This window comes from Marinobacter iranensis (assembly GCF_029207565.1).
GTDB classification, from domain to species: domain Bacteria; phylum Pseudomonadota; class Gammaproteobacteria; order Pseudomonadales; family Oleiphilaceae; genus Marinobacter; species Marinobacter iranensis.
This window is the reverse complement of sequence record NZ_JANCMW010000003.1, coordinates 161974-179837: the sequence shown is the minus strand read 5'-3', so window position 1 is coordinate 179837 and position 17864 is coordinate 161974. Positions and strand designations below refer to the sequence as shown.

General features: G+C 58.2%; 18 protein-coding genes. 13 read left to right on the top strand and 5 right to left on the bottom strand.

Annotated elements, in window-relative coordinates:
• Position 1: 1 nt before the first annotated feature.
• Both NLU14_RS07270 and NLU14_RS07265 read right to left on the bottom strand, forming a co-directional pair.
• Positions 2-1186: a thiamine pyrophosphate-dependent dehydrogenase E1 component subunit alpha gene (locus tag NLU14_RS07270; RefSeq protein WP_275705541.1), complete on the bottom strand. Its 1185-nt coding sequence runs from the start codon at positions 1184-1186 to the stop codon at positions 2-4.
• A 171-nt stretch (positions 1187-1357) separates the two neighbouring features.
• Positions 1358-1900, bottom strand: a complete 543-nt coding sequence (locus NLU14_RS07265) for a YaeQ family protein (protein ID WP_275705540.1) — start codon at positions 1898-1900, stop codon at positions 1358-1360.
• Positions 1901-1972: 72 nt separating this feature from the next.
• On the opposite strand from NLU14_RS07265, the gene NLU14_RS07260 reads away from it, so the two are divergent.
• The 12 genes from NLU14_RS07260 to NLU14_RS07205 all read left to right on the top strand — a co-directional run bounded on the left by NLU14_RS07260 (position 1973) and on the right by NLU14_RS07205 (position 13407).
• Complete coding sequence (locus NLU14_RS07260) at positions 1973-2332, top strand: CidA/LrgA family protein (RefSeq protein WP_275705539.1); 360 nt, start codon at positions 1973-1975, stop codon at positions 2330-2332.
• Positions 2325-3047 (top strand): LrgB family protein, encoded by a 723-nt coding sequence (locus NLU14_RS07255; protein WP_275705538.1) that lies wholly within the window; start codon positions 2325-2327, stop codon positions 3045-3047. Before NLU14_RS07260 ends, NLU14_RS07255 begins: the two co-directional genes overlap by 8 nt.
• A gap of 167 nt (positions 3048-3214) precedes the next feature.
• Positions 3215-4777 carry an ABC transporter substrate-binding protein gene (locus tag NLU14_RS07250; RefSeq protein WP_275705537.1) on the top strand — a complete coding sequence of 521 codons (1563 nt, stop codon included), beginning with the start codon at positions 3215-3217 and terminating at the stop codon, positions 4775-4777.
• Between the two features lie 86 nt (positions 4778-4863).
• The gene (locus NLU14_RS07245) at positions 4864-5913 is read left to right on the top strand and encodes an ABC transporter permease (protein ID WP_275705536.1); all 1050 of its coding nucleotides are present in this window, start codon (positions 4864-4866) and stop codon (positions 5911-5913) included.
• Positions 5910-6842, top strand: a complete 933-nt coding sequence (locus tag NLU14_RS07240) for an ABC transporter permease (RefSeq protein WP_275705535.1) — start codon at positions 5910-5912, stop codon at positions 6840-6842. The genes NLU14_RS07245 and NLU14_RS07240 overlap by 4 nt, the downstream gene beginning before the upstream one ends.
• A gap of 4 nt (positions 6843-6846) precedes the next feature.
• Entirely contained in the window at positions 6847-7845 is a 999-nt protein-coding gene (locus tag NLU14_RS07235; RefSeq protein ID WP_275705534.1) for an ABC transporter ATP-binding protein, read from the top strand.
• A complete protein-coding gene (locus tag NLU14_RS07230) occupies positions 7842-8852 on the top strand; it encodes an ABC transporter ATP-binding protein (protein WP_275705533.1) in 1011 nt (336 codons plus the stop codon). Before NLU14_RS07235 ends, NLU14_RS07230 begins: the two co-directional genes overlap by 4 nt.
• 88 nt (positions 8853-8940) lie before the next feature.
• The gene (locus NLU14_RS07225) at positions 8941-9846 is read left to right on the top strand and encodes a LysR family transcriptional regulator (protein ID WP_275705532.1); all 906 of its coding nucleotides are present in this window, start codon (positions 8941-8943) and stop codon (positions 9844-9846) included.
• Between the two features lies 1 nt (position 9847).
• A complete protein-coding gene (gene pepQ, locus NLU14_RS07220) occupies positions 9848-11140 on the top strand; it encodes a Xaa-Pro dipeptidase (protein ID WP_275705531.1) in 1293 nt (430 codons plus the stop codon).
• Positions 11141-11239: 99 nt separating this feature from the next.
• Positions 11240-11446 carry a bacterioferritin-associated ferredoxin gene (locus NLU14_RS07215; RefSeq protein WP_012139146.1) on the top strand — a complete coding sequence of 69 codons (207 nt, stop codon included), beginning with the start codon at positions 11240-11242 and terminating at the stop codon, positions 11444-11446.
• 113 nt (positions 11447-11559) lie between these two features.
• A complete protein-coding gene (gene bfr, locus NLU14_RS07210) occupies positions 11560-12036 on the top strand; it encodes a bacterioferritin (RefSeq protein WP_275705530.1) in 477 nt (158 codons plus the stop codon).
• Between the two features lie 12 nt (positions 12037-12048).
• Complete coding sequence (locus tag NLU14_RS07205; RefSeq protein WP_275705698.1) at positions 12049-13407, top strand: phosphohexomutase domain-containing protein; 1359 nt, start codon at positions 12049-12051, stop codon at positions 13405-13407.
• Between the two features lie 156 nt (positions 13408-13563).
• On the opposite strand, the gene NLU14_RS07200 is transcribed toward NLU14_RS07205, so the two are convergent.
• Both NLU14_RS07200 and NLU14_RS07195 read right to left on the bottom strand, forming a co-directional pair.
• Entirely contained in the window at positions 13564-14736 is a 1173-nt protein-coding gene (locus tag NLU14_RS07200) for a phospholipase A (RefSeq protein ID WP_275705529.1), read from the bottom strand.
• A gap of 10 nt (positions 14737-14746) precedes the next feature.
• Positions 14747-15079 (bottom strand): hypothetical protein, encoded by a 333-nt coding sequence (locus NLU14_RS07195; protein WP_275705528.1) that lies wholly within the window; start codon positions 15077-15079, stop codon positions 14747-14749.
• Positions 15080-15274: 195 nt separating this feature from the next.
• On the opposite strand from NLU14_RS07195, the gene NLU14_RS07190 reads away from it, so the two are divergent.
• The gene (locus NLU14_RS07190) at positions 15275-15688 is read left to right on the top strand and encodes a c-type cytochrome (protein ID WP_275705527.1); all 414 of its coding nucleotides are present in this window, start codon (positions 15275-15277) and stop codon (positions 15686-15688) included.
• 50 nt (positions 15689-15738) lie between these two features.
• Here the strand turns inward: NLU14_RS07190 and rep are convergent, their stop codons facing one another.
• The gene (rep, locus tag NLU14_RS07185; protein ID WP_275705526.1) at positions 15739-17757 is read right to left on the bottom strand and encodes a DNA helicase Rep; all 2019 of its coding nucleotides are present in this window, start codon (positions 17755-17757) and stop codon (positions 15739-15741) included.
• Between the last annotated feature and the right edge of the window lie 107 nt (positions 17758-17864).

The following is a 17864-nucleotide window of genomic DNA, read 5'->3' as shown; positions in this document are numbered from 1 at the left end:
GTCAGGCCTCCCTCTTGGCATGTTCTGCACTCTTCGGATAGGCGTCCGGGTGCCGACGGATGTGGGCCTTCAGCCTGTCGAACTGCTCCGCCAGAGCCGGCGGTACCTCGTCGTAGACATCGCTGACCAGGGTGTCCAGCGCCGGTGGTGGCCGTTTCTGTGCCCGTTTCATGGTTTCGAGCACTTCGCGGCGCATGTTTTCCTGAAGCTGCTTTTCGTCGTCTTCGCTCCACCATTTCTTGCTTTCGAGCCAGAGACGCATGCGCAGGATCGGGTCCTTCTCGCGCCACACAGCTTCCTCGTCCTTGCTGCGATAGCCGGACGGGTCGTCGGAAGAAGAGTGAGCGGCGAGGCGATAGGTCATAGTTTCAATCAACACCGGGCGGTTGTGCTCCACCGCCAGTTTGCGGGCTGCCCTGGTGGCCTCATGAACGGCGAGGATGTCGTTGCCGTCCACCCTGATCACATCCATCTTGTAGCCATAGGCCCTGGGCGCAACGCCGTCGGCGGCGAACTGTTCAGCGGCCGGGGTGGAAATGGCGTAGCCGTTGTTACGGCAAAGGAAAATAACCGGAACGCGATGCACGGCGGCCATGTTCAGGGCAGCGTGGAAATCCCCTTCCGAAGCGGCGCCCTCGCCAAAGTAGGTGATGGTGCAGTGGCCGTCGCCCTTCAGCTTCTGGCCGTAGGCGTAACCGGTGGCCTGGGGAATCTGCGTGGCCAGGGGCGATGAGATGGTCATGTAGTTCAGCTTGCTGGAACCATAGTGAACCGGCATCTGGCGACCTTTGCCATAGTCCAATTCGTTGCCGAACAGCTGGTTCATGAACTCATCAATGGTGAAGCCGCGATAGGTCAGCGCGCCCTGTTCACGGTACTGCGCCATGATCATGTCGGCGTCGTCCAGTGCGGCGGTACTGCCGATGACTGCGGCTTCCTCGCCGGTGCACTGCATATAGAAACTCAGGCGCCCCTGCCTTTGGGCGGCAAGCATGCGTTCATCGAGAATTCGGGTGGTAACCATCGCGCGGTAGATGCGCAGGGCTTTCTCTTTATCCAGATCAGGGGCCTTGGCGCCCTTGTAGAGAGAGCCGTCCTGTTTCAGTAGCTTGAAGGTGGGAATACGGAATTCCGCACCGTCGGTAAAAACCGGGTTATAAACAACTTTGGATTTTGTTGTTGTCATAATCCTCTTCCTGGGGTAGTGGCCTGAGGAACAAAACACCCCTTGTGAGGGTGTCGATGCTTTTTTGAGTATAGCCAAACTGACGGAACCTGGTGCGGCTCCGGTCAACATCGGCTAAAGTTTACCTTAACGTAAACTGGATTGTTCTGGTAGACCCTGAGAGGTGATTTTTTATCCAGGGTAGAGGGGCTCTGGGGTGAGGCTGACGAGGGTGTCTTCGTTGCCGATATTCACGTTTCCATCCTGGATGGTGCACTGCAGGTTCATGCCGCGTTCGGCCAGGGTGGCGAGCGGCTCTGTGGCCTCCGGGGGCAGGTTGATGATGGTAAGGTTGCTGAAGCGGGTCAGTTTGCCCTGGTGTTTTTCCCACCACAGAGGCACGGCGCGGCCGCCGTAGGTGTAAAGGATGACCTGATCGGCCCGGTTGCAGGCTTTGCGCAGACGGCTTTCGTCAGGCAGGCCAAGCTCAATCCACAGTTCGATCTCGTCGCTCAGACTCTTTTTCCACAGGTCCGGTTCGTCGTCTGTGCTGATGCCCTTGGTGAATTCCAGGCCGTCACTGGCATTCAGTATGAAGGCCAGCAGGCGTATCATCATGCGCTCGTCATTCTCCGACGGATGGCGGGCAATGGTGAGGTGATGGTCAGCGTAGTAGTGCCTGTCCATGTCGGCGATGTTCAGTGTCGCCTTGAATATCGTTGCCTTGAGAGCCATTGGGCATCCTGCGTTGGTGTGGCCAGATGGGACACTAGTGTAAATCAAATATCCAGCAGGGAAACAACAGCCATGTCGATGTTGCGCGGTTTTCTGGTTCTGACGGTGTTTTTTATTGCCGGTGAAGCCCTCAGGGTGCTGTTGGCGTTGCCGGTGAGTGGTGGTGTTATCGGGATGATCCTGCTTACCTTTCTTTTGATGGCGAGGGGCTCAATCAGTGATAGCCTCGCCGGGGCCAGCCAGGCGCTGATTTCGGTGCTGGTGTTGCTTATCATGCCGGGCGTAGTGGGTGTCTTTTTCGTCGCTGACGAGTTTTCAGGGCAATGGTTGGCGATAGGTATCGCGTTGGTGGTCGGCACCCTATTGAGTGTATTCACCACCCTCTGGCTGATGCAGCGTTTTAGTGCTCAGGAGGCCGGCGACCATGAATGAGTTGTCCGGTCGCTTTCAGGAATTGCTTGACCTGCTCTCAACCAGCCCGGCACTGGCGATCGTTCTGACGTTGGGGGCATATTTCGCGGGCAATCGCCTGTTCCGGTTGCTGAATCAGCCGGTGTGGCTGCCGCCGATCGTGATTTCAGCGACGCTGGTCAGTGGCGTCATTGCAGTGCTCGCGCTCGACTATGGTGATTACCGCGAGGGCGCCCAATGGTTCTCCGTGCTGTTGGGGCCGGCGACGGTAGCGCTCGGCGTACCCCTGTACCAACAGATGCACCATATTCGTGCCATGTGGCGCCCGATTGTGGTGACCCTGCCGATTGCCGCCACCATGGCGGCGGTTTATGCCGTGGTGATTGCCTGGTCTCTGGGGGCAACTCCGGAGGTACTGGCTTCGCTGGCGCCCAAGTCAGTAACGGCGCCTATTGCGATCGGTATTACCGAACAGCTGGGTGGTTCGGTGCCGCTGATGATGGGTGGTCTGCTGATTACCGGCGTGGTCGCCACCCTCTTCGTTGACCTTCTTGCCCGCCTGTTGCCGGTAAAGGATGAACGAATCCTGGGCTTTGCCCTGGGCCTGAATGGCCATGCCGTTGGCACTGCGCGGGCGTTTGAGATCAGTCACACCGCCGGAGCGTTTGCGTCCCTTGGCATGGGACTCACCGGTGTGTTCACCGCGATATTCCTGCCGCTCGTCTTCCATCTCTGATTCTTGTGATTTTCGCCCCATAACAGGTCATTCAATTGGCGAATAGCTCCATGTCGCAATTTCGATTGCTGTAAGGGATTCCCGCGACTAGCTTGTTGCCCAGGCAGTTGGTGCCCTTTTGCACCGATGTTCCGTGAAAATTCTTAAAACAGCGACGGAAAATGCACATGAAAAAACTGATTGCAGCATTTCTGGGTTCCATGGTCCTGGCTGCGGCGCCAGTAGCACTATCCGCCGAGGCGACCAGGGAACTGAAGATGGCGTATGACGCCGACCCGGTAACCCTTGATATCCACGAGCAGCTTTCAGGCGGGATCCTGCAGCTGTCCCATATGACCTTTGATCCACTGGTTCGCTGGACCAGCGATCTGAGCTTCGAGCCGCGGCTGGCCGAGAGTTGGGAGCGGGTCGACGAGAACACCATGCGCTTCAAGCTCCGCGAAGGCGTGAAGTTTCATTCCGGCAACGAACTGACCACGGCCGATGTGAAGTTCACCTTCAATCGCCTGAAGCGGAGCCAGGACTTCAAGGCCATCTTCCAGCCCTTCAGCGGTATCAATATCATCGATGACTACACCTTCGAGCTGGTGACCAGCGAGCCATACCCGCTGCTGTTGAACACCGCCACCTATATCTTCCCGCTGGACAGCGAGTTCTACAGCGGCCAGACCGAGGATGGCAAGGACAAAGACGCCATCTCCAAACATGGCAGCTCCTTTGCCTCCGAGAACCTGTCAGGCACCGGCCCGTACGTCGTCACCGAGCGCAAGCAGGGCGTACGGGTGGAGTTCGAGCGTTTTGATGACTACTGGGATACGGAATCCCCGGGTAACGTTGGCAGGATCGTGCTGACCCCGATCAAGGAGAACAACACCCGGGTCTCCGCTCTGCTTTCCGGCGGAGTGGACTTCATTGCACCGGTGCCGCCCAATGACCTTGAACGGATCAAGCGCGACAAGAACGCCAACCTGGTGACCATGAGTGGTACCCGCATCATCCTGTTCCACATGAACGGGGAGCGGGTGGAGGCCTTCAAGGATCCCAGGGTTCGCCAGGCCATTGCCTACTCCATCAACCAGGAAGGCATTGCGGCCAAGATCATGAAGGGGTTTGCCACGCCGGCCGCCCAGATGTCTCCGGCCGGTTATCAGGGCCACAACGAGTCATTGTCTCCGCGCTTTGATGTGGAAAAGGCCCAGTCACTGATGAAAGAAGCCGGCTATGAGGATGGCTTCACTATTTCCATGATGGCGCCCAACAACCGCTACGTGAACGACGACAAGATTGCCCAGGCGGTGGCGGCCATGCTGGCGCGTATCAATATCACCGTTGACCTGAAGACTCTGCCGAAGGCGCAATACTGGACAGAGTACGACAACCGGGCTGCCGACATGATGATGATTGGCTGGCACGCGGACACTGAGGACTCCGCCAACTTCTTCGAGTTCCTGACCTTCTGCCCGGATGCGGACAGTGGCGCCGGCCAGTACAACGCCGGTAACTACTGCAATCCGGAAGTAGACGCACTGGTGGAGAAGGCCAGCGTTGAGACGGACCTGGACAAGCGAGCTGCCATGCTGCAGGAGGCAGAGAAGCGCCTGTATGACGATGCCGCGTTCGTTCCACTGCACTGGCAGGACCTGGCCTGGGCCTCGAAGAAGAAAGTGAACATTGAGCCGGTGCTCAATGTCATGAACTTCCCGTACCTGGGTGACCTGGTCGTCGAGTAAGCGGGAGTCAGTATTTCCCCCTCTCTCCAAACCTCTCTCCCGCAAGGGGAGAGAGGCTTTAATCATTCACTGCCGGTAAAACCTTCATGTTAGCGTTTTTGGTTCAGCGGATTTCCCAGGCGTTTCTGGTCATGTTTGTGATTAGCGTGATCGCCTTTGCCATTCAGGACGGCCTTGGTGACCCGCTTCAGCAGATGGTGGGCATGTCCGTCTCCGAGGAAGAACGGGAGGCCCTTCGGGACGAGCTCGGGCTCAACGACCCGATTGTGGTGCAGTATCTGCGCTTCGCGGGCAACGCTCTCCAGGGGGACTTGGGCAACTCCTATTTCTACAGCAAGCCCACCCTGGAAGTGATCGCCGAACATCTGCCCGCGACCCTGGAGCTGGTGATTGGCGCCAGCCTGATCATTGTGTTTCTGTCCGTGCCGATCGGCGTCTATGCGGCGATCCGGCCCCAGGCCTGGCTGTCGAAGTTTTTCATGGGCATCAGCACGGTGGGGATTTCCATACCCGTATTCCTGACGGCCATCGTGCTTATCCAACTGTTTTCCATCGGCGTCACAGTGAATTGGTTCCCCTCCGATACCGGCTGGGGCCAGTGGTTTAACGACTTCTTCAGTACTGACGGGGGCATGCCGTCCTATGGCAGGGGAGGTGATCTGGTCCACCTGTTTGGCACCTGGGAGTCGGGGCTGTTTACCAGTGAGGGGCTGGCGCACCTGGTGCTGCCGTGTGTATCACTGGCGTCGATCATGCTGCCGCTGTTTATCCGCCTGATCCGGGCCGAGATGATGGAAGTGCTGCAGAGCGACTACATCCGTTACGCCCGGGCCAAGGGCCTGAGCGCCGGTCGCATCAACTTCCTGCATGCCCTGAAGAACACCATGCTACCGGTGATAACCGTGGGGGGCGTGCAGATCGGCATCATGGTGGCGTACACCATTCTCACCGAAACGGTATTCCAGTGGCCCGGGCTGGGGTTGATGTTCCTCGAGGCCATCACCCGCAGTGATATTCCGCTGATTGTGGCTTACCTGATGGTGGTGGGCCTGATCTTCGTGGTGACCAACACCGTGGTGGACCTGGTCTACGGACTGGTGAATCCCACCGTTAAACTGACAGGTAAAAAAGCATGACAACGGCAACGGTTTCCCGCTGGGACCGCTTCCGCGAGTCCTTCGTATGGTACAGCTTCAAGCGCGACAAAGTGGCCATTATCAGCTTCCTGGTGCTGTTGTTGATGGTGCTGGCAGCGATTTTTGCGCCCCTGCTGGCGCCTGCCAATCCCTATGATCTGGCCCAGATCAATATCATGAACTCCGAGATGCCGCCGGTAGGCCTTGATGGCGCCGATCCGGCATTCCCGTTGGGTACCGATGCCCAGGGCAGGGATCTGCTTTCCACCATCCTCTATGGCACACGGGTATCCCTGATGATTGGCTTCGGGGCGGTCCTGTTGCAGGCGGTGCTGGGCATCCTGTTTGGCCTGATGGCCGGCTATCTCGGTGGCAAGGTGGATGCCATCCTGATGCGGATTGCGGATGTGCAGCTGTCGTTTTCCACCCTGATGGTGGCCATTATTGTCGGTGCGGTCTTCAAGGCGAGTTTCGGCAACCTGATGTTCGGCGAGATTGCCATCTATATGTTGATCTTCATTATCGGTATCGCCGAGTGGCCACAGATTGCCCGGACTGTGCGGGCGTCCGTGCTGGCCGAGAAGAAGAAAGAGTATGTGGAGGCAGCCAGGGTCATGGGCTTCGGCACTCGCCGGATCATGTTCCGCCACATTCTGCCCAATACGCTATCGCCGATTTTTGTCATTGCCACGGTGCAGATTGCCAACGCCATCATTTCCGAGGCGGCGCTGTCCTTCCTGGGCCTTGGTATGCCGGAAACCCAGCCGTCGCTGGGCTCGCTGATCAAGTCCGGTTTTGACTACATCCAGAGCGGTTCCTGGTGGATCACCCTGATCCCGGGCCTGGTGCTGGTGGTGCTCGTGCTGGTCATCAACCTGTTGGGTGACTGGTTGCGGGATGTCATGAACCCACGGCTGTACAAGGGATAACACCATGGCACTGTTGGAAGTAAAAGACCTTGATGTGCGCTTCGCGGTGCGCGGCGGTGACCTGACCGCCCTGCGGGGCATCAGCTTCAGCCTGGACAAGGGCGAGCGACTGGGATTGGTGGGTGAGTCCGGCGCCGGTAAATCCGTGGCGGCCTTTTCCATCCTCAATCTGATCGCCATGCCCGGCTACATTGCCGGCGGGCAGATCCTGTATAAGGGCAGGGACCTGGCGGCCATGAGCGAGCGGGAGTTGCGAAAGATCCGGGGCAACCGCATCGCCATGATCTTCCAGGACCCGATGATGACCCTGAACCCGGTGCTTACCATCGGCACCCAGATGGTGGAGGCCATCCAGGCGCACCGGAAAATCAGCAGGAAAGACGCCCGGGCGATTGCCCTGGACCGCTTGCAGAAGGTGCAGATTCCCTCGCCGGGGAAGCGCCTGGACCAATACCCCCATGAACTGTCCGGTGGCATGCGTCAGCGGGTGATCATTGCCATCGCGCTGTTGCTGGACCCGGAGATCATCATTGCCGACGAGCCCACCACGGCCCTGGACGTGACCATCCAGGCGGAAATCATGGATTTGCTGCTGGACCTGTGTGAACAGGAAAACGTGGCACTGATGCTGATCACCCACGATTTGGGTGTGGTTTCCCAAGTCACCCAGCGCATGCTGGTGATGTATTCCGGCCGTATTATTGAGCAGGGCCCGACCCGGGAAATCATTAATGACGCCCAGCATCCCTATACCCAGGGCCTGATCAACGCGTTGCCCCAGATGGGCGAGCCCGGACAGCGGCTGTTCCAGATCCCCGGTTCCATGCCATCCCTGAAGAACGTGCCCACGGGTTGCCCTTTCCATCCGCGCTGCAGCTTCGCCACCGATCAGTGTACGCGCATGATGCCTGAGTATGTTCGCTCCGGTAACGTGGATGTGGCCTGTTACGAAGTCGCCAATCTGATTGAGCAGGAGAGACGCATGCAGGAGGCTGAATCATGACCTCCCCGTTGGTAAGTATTCGCGGACTGGAAAAGCGCTTCGACCTGTCCGGCAACCTGCTGGAACAGATCACCTTTAAGGGTGGTCGTTTGCGCCGCAAGCAGGAGGCCGTGCACGCCATTAATGGTGTGGACCTGGAGGTCCAAAAGGGCGAGGCCCTATGTGTGGTGGGCGAATCCGGCTGCGGCAAGTCCACGGTGGCCCGCACGGTGATGGGGCTGTTGTCCCCCAGCGCCGGCGAAATCCATTATGGAGGGCAGCGCATCGACAACCTGGAGGGCAAGGCTTCATTGCCTTACCGGCGCAAGATGCAGATGATCTTCCAGAATCCGTATGCATCGCTGAACCCGAGGATGACGATCCAGCAGACCCTGGAAGAGCCGATCCGCTTTCATCACCCGGACTGGTCTACCCCGCAAGTGCGGGACAAGATCCACGAAGTGATGCATTCGGTGGGCATTGACCTGGACTGGGGCAGTCGTTTTGGTCATGAGTTCTCCGGCGGGCAGCGCCAGCGGATTGCCATTGCCCGGGCGCTGGCGGTGGATCCGGAATTCATTGTAGCGGACGAGCCGATTTCCGCCCTGGACGTGTCCATCCAGGCCCAGGTGTTGAACCTGCTGATGGATGCCCAGGAAAGCCGGGGGCTCACCTATCTGTTCATTACCCATGACCTGGCGGTGGTGGAGCATTTCGGCACCCGTGTGGCGGTGATGTACCTGGGCCGGGTCTGTGAGCTGGCAGACACCAAAACCCTGTTCGCCACACCGCGGCACCCATACACCCAGGCGCTGTTGTCCGCAATTCCCAAGCTGGAGGACGATCGGCCCAACCACATCCGCCTGAATGGAGAGGTGCCGACGCCGGTAAACCTGCCATCCGGCTGTGTGTTCCACGGGCGCTGTCCCTACGCCAACGAGCGTTGCCGACGGGAAGTGCCCGCACTGATCACCACGGATGGTGGTACACAGGTGGCTTGCCACGCGGTGGAAGAGGGCCGTTTGTAGTGGCAGCGTGGGGATAGGCTATCATGCCTGCAATCCGGACCTGACCCATACAACCGCTTAGTCACACCACTTCACTCCAGGGGATTCCATGGAAGTACGCTGGCTGGAAGACTTTTTGGCGCTTGCCCGCACGCGCCATTTTTCACGGGCTGCCGAGTTGCAGCACGTGAGCCAGCCTACGTTCAGCCGCCGCATCAAGCTGCTGGAAGAGGCTATGGGCAGCACACTGATTAACCGCCAGACCCTGCCACTGTCGCTGACGCCGGCAGGAGAGATGTTCCGGGATCTGTGCGAGCGGATTACGCGGGACGTACGGGACACGAAAGAGCGTATTACTGCCCTTGAGGCCGAGGCGTCGGCGCGGATCAGTGTCGGGTCCACACAAGGTCTGTTTTCACACTTTTACCAGGGGTGGGCGACGGATGTGGGCATCGCCGAGCGACTCCAGCTCAACCTGAAAGCCACCAGCTGGGTTGGCGAACAGTTTCTGGAAGCCCTGGAAAGCGGTGAGTGTGACCTGGTGCTGTGCTATTGGCATCCGGACCTGCCCTGGGGAGACCGGTTGACCAAAGAGAATTTCGAGTGGCTGGTGCTGGCCCGGGAATCCCTGGTGCCGGTCAGTGTCGCGAACGAACGGGGAGGCGCCCGGTTCCCTCTGCCTGGTAGTCAGGAGCAACCGGTGCCACTGATCGCCTATCACAATCGTGGCTTTTTGCAGTCGGCAATTGAAGGTCATCTGGCACGGCAAAAGCTGACAGCGAATCTGTTGCCTTTGAATGAGAATACCCAGTCGGCCAGTATCAAGGCACTGGTCAAGCAGGGTTTTGGCATGGGCTGGCTGCCGCAACGGATAACGGAGAAAAGTGAACAGTTTGGAAGCCTGGTGCGCGCCGGTAATGAGCGCTGGGATGTGCCGCTGGAAATCCGTCTGATTCGCCGGCGGGATGCCCGTTCGGAAGATCTGTTAACCCTCTGGAAACAACTGGAAAGCTGATATGCCTGAAGACGCCCTGCTGTCGCTGCAACTGGATCACCTGAAAGAACTGCAAAGCCGGTATGAATCGGTATTGGCAGACAATGGTTTCGATAGCCTGCTGATTGCTTCCGGCGCCGCGCCTTACCGACATGGCGATGATCAGCGCTGGCACTTCCAGGGCTATGGTCCGTTTCTGCACTGGACCGGGCTGGCTGGCCGCGAAAACTGTTGGTTATTGATTCGGAGCGGGCACAAACCGGTGCTGTGGCTGTATGAGCCGGTGGACTTCTGGCATGCGAATCAGGCGTTGCCAGAAGAACCCTGGCAGGCGTTCATAGAACTTCGCAGTAACCAGTCGCCGGACGCGCCGGTGCTCGACGATCCGGGCCACGTCGCCGTGATTGGCGATCCGGCCCTGATTGACGGCGTGGCGAGGGAGCATAACCCGGAAGACCTGCTCGCAGCCCTGGACGAAACCCGGGTGCACAAAACCGCTTACGAAATTGAGTGCCTCGCACGCGCGAATGCCCTGGCTCTGGTAGGGCACCGTGCTGCCCGGGATGCGTTTGCAAACGGGGAGAGCGAATTCAGCATCAGCCTCGCCTATCAGCAGGCCACCGGGCAGCGGGAGGCCGATGCGCCGTACCACAGCATCATCGGCCTGAATGAACATGCCGGTACATTGCACTATCAGTATTACGACACCCGGCCTCCGGGCCACCCTCGCAGCCTGCTGATTGACGCCGGTGTCCGGTTCCGGGGGTATTGCTCCGACATTACCCGCACCACCGCCGGGCCGGGGGAGTCGCACTTTGCCGCCCTGGTCCACGGGCTTGAAAGGCTCCAGTTACGGTTATGCGAGATGGTGGCACCCGGGGTGGATTACGTCGATATCCACCGCAAGTCCCACCAGGGCATTGCGGCCCTGCTGTCAGCCTCCGGCCTGGTTACCGGTCTGACTGATGAAGACATCGTGGAGCAGGGCATTACCCGGGCCTTCTTTCCCCACGGTATCGGCCACTTTCTTGGAGTCCAGGTCCATGATGTTGCCGGAAAACCGACACCGCCGCCGGAGGATGCACCGTTTCTGCGCTTAACCCGTACCCTGGAGCCCGGTATGGTTGTGACCATCGAGCCCGGCCTCTATTTTATTCCGTCGTTACTGGAGCCATTGCTGGCAGGAGAGGTGGGGCGCCATATCAATCGGGAACGGCTGAACAGTCTGCGGGGGTGCGGAGGCATTCGCATCGAAGACAATGTGGCGGTAACCGAGACCGGAAACCGTAACCTGACCCGTGACCGGCAAGGCTGAAACACTCCGTTGCACAAAATTGATCCAAGGGGGTTGCAATTCCAGATGTAAATAACAATAATTATCACTCATCTTTGTATCCGCTGGTGAGTAATTATTATGTACGTGTGCCTGTGCCATGGGGTAACCGACCGAGAAATCCGTGAAGCTGCCGACAACGGCGTCAGTTCCATGCGCCAGCTTGGCAAGGAACTCGGCGTGGGTACTCAATGCGGCCGCTGCGCCTGTACCGCACGGGAAATCCTGCGTGAGAGCCGTACTCCTGATTACCTCGCCATGGCCAACATGCTGGCCCAGCCGGCCTGACAGGCATTGGGCAGCATCTGTTCTTGCCTGCACCTGATTCCCAAATGTGATTTTTTCTCCCCGTATGAAGGACTATCCTTGTAGGATTACCCACTCACACAAGGAGATCCGTCATGAAAGGCGACAAGAAAGTCATCCAGTTCCTGAACAAGGTGCTCGGCAACGAGCTCACCGCTATTAACCAGTATTTTCTGCATTCCCGCATGTACAAGGACTGGGGTATCACCAAACTGGCGGACAAGGAATACGAAGAGTCCATCGACGAAATGAAGCATGCGGATCAATTGATCGAGCGCATCCTGTTTCTGGAAGGACTGCCAAACCTGCAGGACCTGAACAAGCTGCTGATCGGTGAGAACGTCGAAGAGATGATTTCCTGTGACCTCAAGCTTGAAATGATCGCCCACAAGGACCTGAAAGAAGCCGTTATCTACTGCGAGCAAGTTCAGGACTACACCAGCCGTGAATTGTTCCGCGGTATTCTCGACAGCGAGGAAGAGCATATCGACTGGCTCGAAACCCAGCTCGACATGATCGGCAAGATGGGCATCCAGAACTACATTCAACTTCAGTCTGCCGCCGCGGAGTAAACATTAGTGACAATGGATCTGTCCTGCTTTAAAGCCTACGACCTTCGCGGCCGCGTTCCGGACCAGCTCAATCCGCAGCTGGCCGAGCGCATCGGCCGCGCCTACGTGGAGGTGACGGGGGCGAAGCGAGTCATCGTTGGCTACGATATCCGCCTCTCCAGCCATGAAATTACCGACGCCCTCAGTTCCGGCCTGATGGCCGCCGGTGCGGATGTCTTCGATATCGGCCTTTGCGGCACCGAACTGGTCTACTTCGCCACCAGCCACTACAAGATGGATGGCGGTATCATGGTCACCGCCAGCCACAACCCGCGGGACCACAACGGCATGAAAATGGTGGGCCCGGACTCGCGCCCCATCAGCTCCGACAACGGCCTGAACGACATCCGCGACCGGGTGCCGGAACCCTTCGGCAATGCACCGGAACAAGGGCGTTACGAGCCCCTGGAAGTCACCACTGCTTACATTGATCATTTGCTGGGCTACATTGACTCCGGGTCGCTCAAGCCGATGACCATTGTCGTCAACGCCGGAAATGGTGGGGCAGGGCTGGTCATCGACGAACTGGAACAGCACCTGCCGTTCGACTTCGTCAAAGTGCACCACCAGGCCGACGGCAACTTCCCCAACGGCGTGCCCAACCCCATCCTGGAAGAAAACCGAGCGGCCACCGCCGAAGCGGTCATCGAACACGGCGCCGCCATGGGCATCGCCTGGGACGGCGACTACGACCGCTGCTTCTTCTTCGACGAAAACGGCCGCTTCATCGAAGGCTATTACATCGTTGGCCTGCTGGCAGACCAGTTCCTCCGCAAAACCGGCGGCGGAAAAGTCATCCACGACCCAAGGCTGACCTGGAACACCATCGACCTGGTCAAAGCCGCCGGCGGCGAAGCCATCGAAAGCAAAACCGGCCACGCCTTCATCAAACAACGCATGCGCGACGAAGATGCCGTCTACGGCGGCGAAATGAGCGCCCACCACTACTTTCGCGACTTCGCCTACTGCGACAGCGGCATGATCCCCTGGCTGCTGGTAGCCGAACGCCTGTGCCAGTCCGGCCAGACGCTTTCGTCCCTCATCGACGCCCGCATCGAAGCCTACCCGGCCAGCGGCGAAATCAACCGCACCATCGCCGACCCACCCAAAGTCATCACCGCCATCGAGGCAAAATACAGCGTAGGCGCCAAAAACGTCTCACACGTTGACGGCGTAAGCATCGAATTCGACGACTGGCGTTTCAACCTCCGCATGTCCAATACCGAACCGGTGGTTCGCCTGAATGTGGAATCGAGGGGGGATATTCCGTTGATGAAGGAAAAAACGGCAGAACTTCTTGCAGAAATGCAGAGACTGAACGAGGAAGGCTAACTCAAAGCTCTGGGGCCGGTCGGCGCGATACCCATGTCAGAAACTGTGCGGAGCCATGGATGGCGGAGCCCAAGCGTCACATGGATGTGCCGCAAGGAGCGTGTTTCTGACATGGGTATCGTGCTGACCGGTCTTGCAGCAAGTTCAGGAAATAACTCAAAGCCAGTCATTCAGCATAATGCCAATGCCAATCCGCTGAATCCGCTCATTGTAATCAATCAGACTCTCGCCATACCCATTGTAATAATGGATATACCCCTTGATCGTATCCCCCATCGGAAAGCTATAACCCAACTCAACAGACGTCTTATTACTATCCGACCGCAAATTGTTCATCAGCTTCAAAGACAGCGTCCGATCCTCTGTCCACTTATAGATCGCCATATAATTGGCATACCCCAGATAACGCTCAATATCCTCATTGTCATCCTCACTTTCATCCTCCGGCAAGCGATACCAGGGCTGAAGGATAAACAGCCAGCGATCATAACTGTACGCCGCCGAAGCCACGATCCGGTTCCAGCTACGCGATCGAGGCTCGGACTGCCCGTTCGACTCATGATTAAAGCCCAGAGTGACACCATTTAGCGTACCAGGACCTATATCGAAGTCCGTCGCATACCTCAGAAAAACTTCCGGCTCGTAGTTGGTCTCCCGGAATGGGGCCGAATTATCAGTGTTATAGACCTGCCAGAAAGACTTCTGGGTATAGCCGAACCAGAGCGTGGTGCGCTCATCAAGCCAGCCGGTCAGCAATGGCACCTTGAAACTGATCTGGTATTTGGCTTCCTGGTTGTCAATGCCGTAGTCATAGTCGGTGCTGCCCAGCCGTGGGTTGGAAGGCTCCCGGTTGGCATTCTTCATATAGCTGAAGGGCAGGATGTACATTGGCCGGTGCCCGACAAAACTGCCGGAGAACGAGAAAATGGCTTTCTCAGCAGCCACATACCGATTCAGGAGGGCAGACATCACGCCAGTGTCCCCATCCTCTGCATCAGGTTCTGCGTTCTCCGCGGCCCCCAGTGACGAGTCGTCATCTTTTGATGGGGCAGCTTCCTCGAACTCCAGAGCCTGGGTGGATTGGTCAATGGCTTCCAGGGATTCTTCGGAGGCGCCATTGTGCGCTTCGGCAGGGTCATTGATGGCGTCATAGCAGGCAAGCCGCTGCACGCCATCCTTGATCAGGGCGCATTCCTCCGAGCTTACGCCCTCGGCGTTGCCGCTGCCTGAAGGTTCATCCTGTGCATTGACAATCGCAGGCATAGCTAACCCCAGGCACAACAGAATGCCGGCGGGCCGCAAGGTTCCGGTGTGGGAAATGATTGGCATTGTCCTGTTCCTAAGCATTGGAAAGACTGACCCATGTGTTGGCAATACCGTAAGCCCATACGCTGAGCAACGTTATCACCAACAGGGAAAACACAATCTTGTGGCGGGTTTTCCGCTCCGCGGCTGCCGCCACCACCCAGCGCAGGTACATCAGCCCGATAAAACTGACGAACACCGCCAGGCTTGCAGCAGCAGGTATCAGTAGCCAGACCGGGCTGAGTGCTGCCCCGGCGTCTGCACGGCTGGAAAACCACCCCATGGAGACCACCAGTATGGCCACAGCGGCAAACTCGGTGATCAGTAGTGGCTTTCGCCAGGGGTGGGGCTGGTTCGCATCAGGCATATATTCGCATCCTCGGTATCTGTTTTGTGCATGGTACCCGGAAAGGGCGTCCGGAGCCTTCCGGCTTACGAAATGGCAACGAAAATTGATTGAAATCGGGTGTTCATTTTGCACTTTGGTTTTTTTGGCCTGCCGCAGTCGCTATAATGCGGGCACTAACGATTATAACGCCCAATTGTGAGGTGCATTGTGAAGATGAAGAGAGTCCTGGCTGCCGTATTGCTTGGCTTCGGCCTGACAACAGGTGCCGTAATGGCAAATGTTGAAGATGAAATCCGCGCCCGTATTGCTCCGGTCGGCGAAGTTTGCGTCCAGGGAGAAGACTGTGGACAGGCAGCCGCTCCCACCGAAACGGCGAGTTCCGGACCTCGCTCCGGAAGCGAAGTATACGATGCAGCCTGCATGGCCTGTCACAGCACTGGCGCGGCGGGTGCTCCGAAAAAAGGTGACGCGGCAGCCTGGTCACCTCGCATAGACAAGGGGCTGGAAACACTGGTCAGCCACGCGATCAACGGCTTCAATGCAATGCCCGCGAAGGGCGGCTGCTCAAACTGCTCTGATGAAGAAATCAAGAACGCTGTGCAGCATATGGTGGAAGCCAGTCAGTAGCTGGCGGTGATAACACCAGAAGCCTCCGCGTTGCGGGGGCTTTTTTGTTATCAGAGTTCGAGGTCGCCAAGCAAAGCACTCAGCGTGGCCTTGCCCTTCTTCTGGTTGGCCTCCACATTGAGGTCACCGGTACCCTCCCAGAGCAGGTCGGCTTCGGGAAGTTCATCCAGGAACCGGCTGGGGATGGTTTCAAGCTTTTCACCGTACTGTTTGCGCTGGGCAGCAAAAGTGAGGGTCAGGGTTTCCCGGGCACGGGTAATGCCTACATACATCAGCCGTCGCTCTTCCTCGATATTGCCTTCCTCGATGCTGGAACGGTGAGGCAGGATTTCCTCTTCCAGCCCCATGATGAAAACGTGGGGGAACTCCAGTCCCTTGGAGGCGTGCAGGGTCAGCAACTGGACCTTGTCACTGTCGTCCTCCTCTTCCCGCTGCTCCATCATGTCCCGCAGGATTAACCGGCTGATGGCGTCCTCGATACCCATTTCGTCAGCCGTGCCCTTGCCATCATCCAGCATGCGCTGGATGGACTCCACCAGGTACCAGATGTTCTCCATCCGCTTTTCGGCCTGTTTCGGCGAGCCGGAGTGCAGGTGCAGCCATTCCTCGTACTCGATGTCGGTGAACAGCTGCTTGATCACCGGAATCGGGTCTTCGCTGTGCAGGCGCTCGCAGGTGTTGTCCACCCAGTGGGCGAAGCGACGCAGGCGGTCCAGCCCCTTTTCGGTAACGTGGGTTTCAGCGCCCATATCGCCCAGGGCGCGGAACAGGCTGACATCACGGGAACGGGCGTAATGGCTGAGCTGTTCCAGGGTGCGCGGGCCAATCTCCCGGCGCGGCACGTTCACCACCCGCAGGAACGCGGCATTGTCATCCGGGTTCACCAGCAGGCGCAGGTAGGACATGGCATCCTTGATCTCGTTCTTGGAGAAAAACGACTGGCCGCCGGAAATGCGGTACGGAATCTGGTAGGCCTGCAACTTCATTTCCAGCAACCGCGCCTGGTGATTGCCCCGGTAGAGCACGGCGAAATCCCGGAAGGCCTGGCCTTTCTTGAGTTTCTGATCGAGGATTTCCGTGGCCACCCGTTCGGCCTCCGCGTCCTCGTTACGACAGCGGACGATGCGCAGCTCATCCCCAGTGGTGTGGTCGCTCCACAGAGCCTTTTCGAAAACATGGGGGTTGTTGGCGATGACGGTGTTGGCGCAGCGCAGGATGCGCACGGTGGAGCGATAGTTCTGTTCCAGCTTGACGATCTTCAGGCTGGGAAAGTCTTCCTTCAACTGGGCCAGGTTTTCGGGCCGGGCGCCGCGCCAGGCGTAGATGGACTGGTCATCATCGCCCACCACGGTGAAGGCAGCCCGCTCCGCCACCAACAGTTTCACCAGCTCGTACTGGCACACGTTGGTGTCCTGGTACTCATCCACCAGCATGTAGCGGATTTTCCGGCGCCATTTCTGCAACACTTCCGGGTTGTCGCGGAAAAGCTGCACCGGCAGCAGGATCAGGTCGTCGAAATCCACCGCGTTGTAGGCTTTCAGGTATTCATTGTAATACCGGTAGATAATGGCAATGCGTTGTTCACGCTCGTCCGCAGCCCGGCTCCAGGCGTCCTGGGGGCTGCGCATGGCATTCTTCCAAGATGAGATGGTCATCTGCACGTCGGAGAGCTCATCGCCGGCGTCCGCGCTGGCCTCGCGCATCATCAGGTCCTGCAGCAGGGCCTTGGCGTCTTCGGCGTCGAAAATGGAAAAGCCGGGATGATAGCCCAGGTGCTCGTGCTCCTCGCGGATCATGTTCAGACCGAGGTTGTGAAAGGTGGACACAATCAGGCCGCGGGTCAGCTTCCGGTCCACCAGGCGCCCGACGCGTTCTTTCATTTCCCGGGCCGCCTTGTTGGTAAAGGTGACCGCGGCAATGTGCCGCCCTGGAATGCCCAGGTGCTCGATCAGGTAGGCCACCTTGCGGGTGATCACGCTGGTCTTGCCACTGCCGGCACCAGCCAGTACCAGCATGGGGCCGTCCGCGTAGCGGACGGCTTCGCTCTGTCGGGGATTGAGCCTGTTCACAATATGGACGCCAATTCGGGATTTAATGAGTGAACTCGAGAAGCGGATATTCTACACCAGCAGGACTTGCTGTACCTTGTGGATGTATCAGCTATTCTTGAGGGAAC

Bases quoted from the DNA above. Each gene is read 5' to 3' on its own strand.
- NLU14_RS07270 (WP_275705541.1), bottom strand. From the start codon at position 1,186: ATGACAACAACAAAATCCAAAGTTGTTTATAACCCGGTTTTTACCGAC.
- NLU14_RS07265 (WP_275705540.1), bottom strand. From the start codon at position 1,900: ATGGCTCTCAAGGCAACGATATTCAAGGCGACACTGAACATCGCCGAC.
- NLU14_RS07260 (WP_275705539.1), top strand. From the start codon at position 1,973: ATGTCGATGTTGCGCGGTTTTCTGGTTCTGACGGTGTTTTTTATTGCC.
- NLU14_RS07255 (WP_275705538.1), top strand. From the start codon at position 2,325: ATGAATGAGTTGTCCGGTCGCTTTCAGGAATTGCTTGACCTGCTCTCA.
- NLU14_RS07250 (WP_275705537.1), top strand. From the start codon at position 3,215: ATGAAAAAACTGATTGCAGCATTTCTGGGTTCCATGGTCCTGGCTGCG.
- NLU14_RS07245 (WP_275705536.1), top strand. From the start codon at position 4,864: ATGTTAGCGTTTTTGGTTCAGCGGATTTCCCAGGCGTTTCTGGTCATG.
- NLU14_RS07240 (WP_275705535.1), top strand. From the start codon at position 5,910: ATGACAACGGCAACGGTTTCCCGCTGGGACCGCTTCCGCGAGTCCTTC.
- NLU14_RS07235 (WP_275705534.1), top strand. From the start codon at position 6,847: ATGGCACTGTTGGAAGTAAAAGACCTTGATGTGCGCTTCGCGGTGCGC.
- NLU14_RS07230 (WP_275705533.1), top strand. From the start codon at position 7,842: ATGACCTCCCCGTTGGTAAGTATTCGCGGACTGGAAAAGCGCTTCGAC.
- NLU14_RS07225 (WP_275705532.1), top strand. From the start codon at position 8,941: ATGGAAGTACGCTGGCTGGAAGACTTTTTGGCGCTTGCCCGCACGCGC.
- pepQ (WP_275705531.1), top strand. From the start codon at position 9,848: ATGCCTGAAGACGCCCTGCTGTCGCTGCAACTGGATCACCTGAAAGAA.
- NLU14_RS07215 (WP_012139146.1), top strand. From the start codon at position 11,240: ATGTACGTGTGCCTGTGCCATGGGGTAACCGACCGAGAAATCCGTGAA.
- bfr (WP_275705530.1), top strand. From the start codon at position 11,560: ATGAAAGGCGACAAGAAAGTCATCCAGTTCCTGAACAAGGTGCTCGGC.
- NLU14_RS07205 (WP_275705698.1), top strand. From the start codon at position 12,049: ATGGATCTGTCCTGCTTTAAAGCCTACGACCTTCGCGGCCGCGTTCCG.
- NLU14_RS07200 (WP_275705529.1), bottom strand. From the start codon at position 14,736: ATGCCAATCATTTCCCACACCGGAACCTTGCGGCCCGCCGGCATTCTG.
- NLU14_RS07195 (WP_275705528.1), bottom strand. From the start codon at position 15,079: ATGCCTGATGCGAACCAGCCCCACCCCTGGCGAAAGCCACTACTGATC.
- NLU14_RS07190 (WP_275705527.1), top strand. From the start codon at position 15,275: ATGAAGAGAGTCCTGGCTGCCGTATTGCTTGGCTTCGGCCTGACAACA.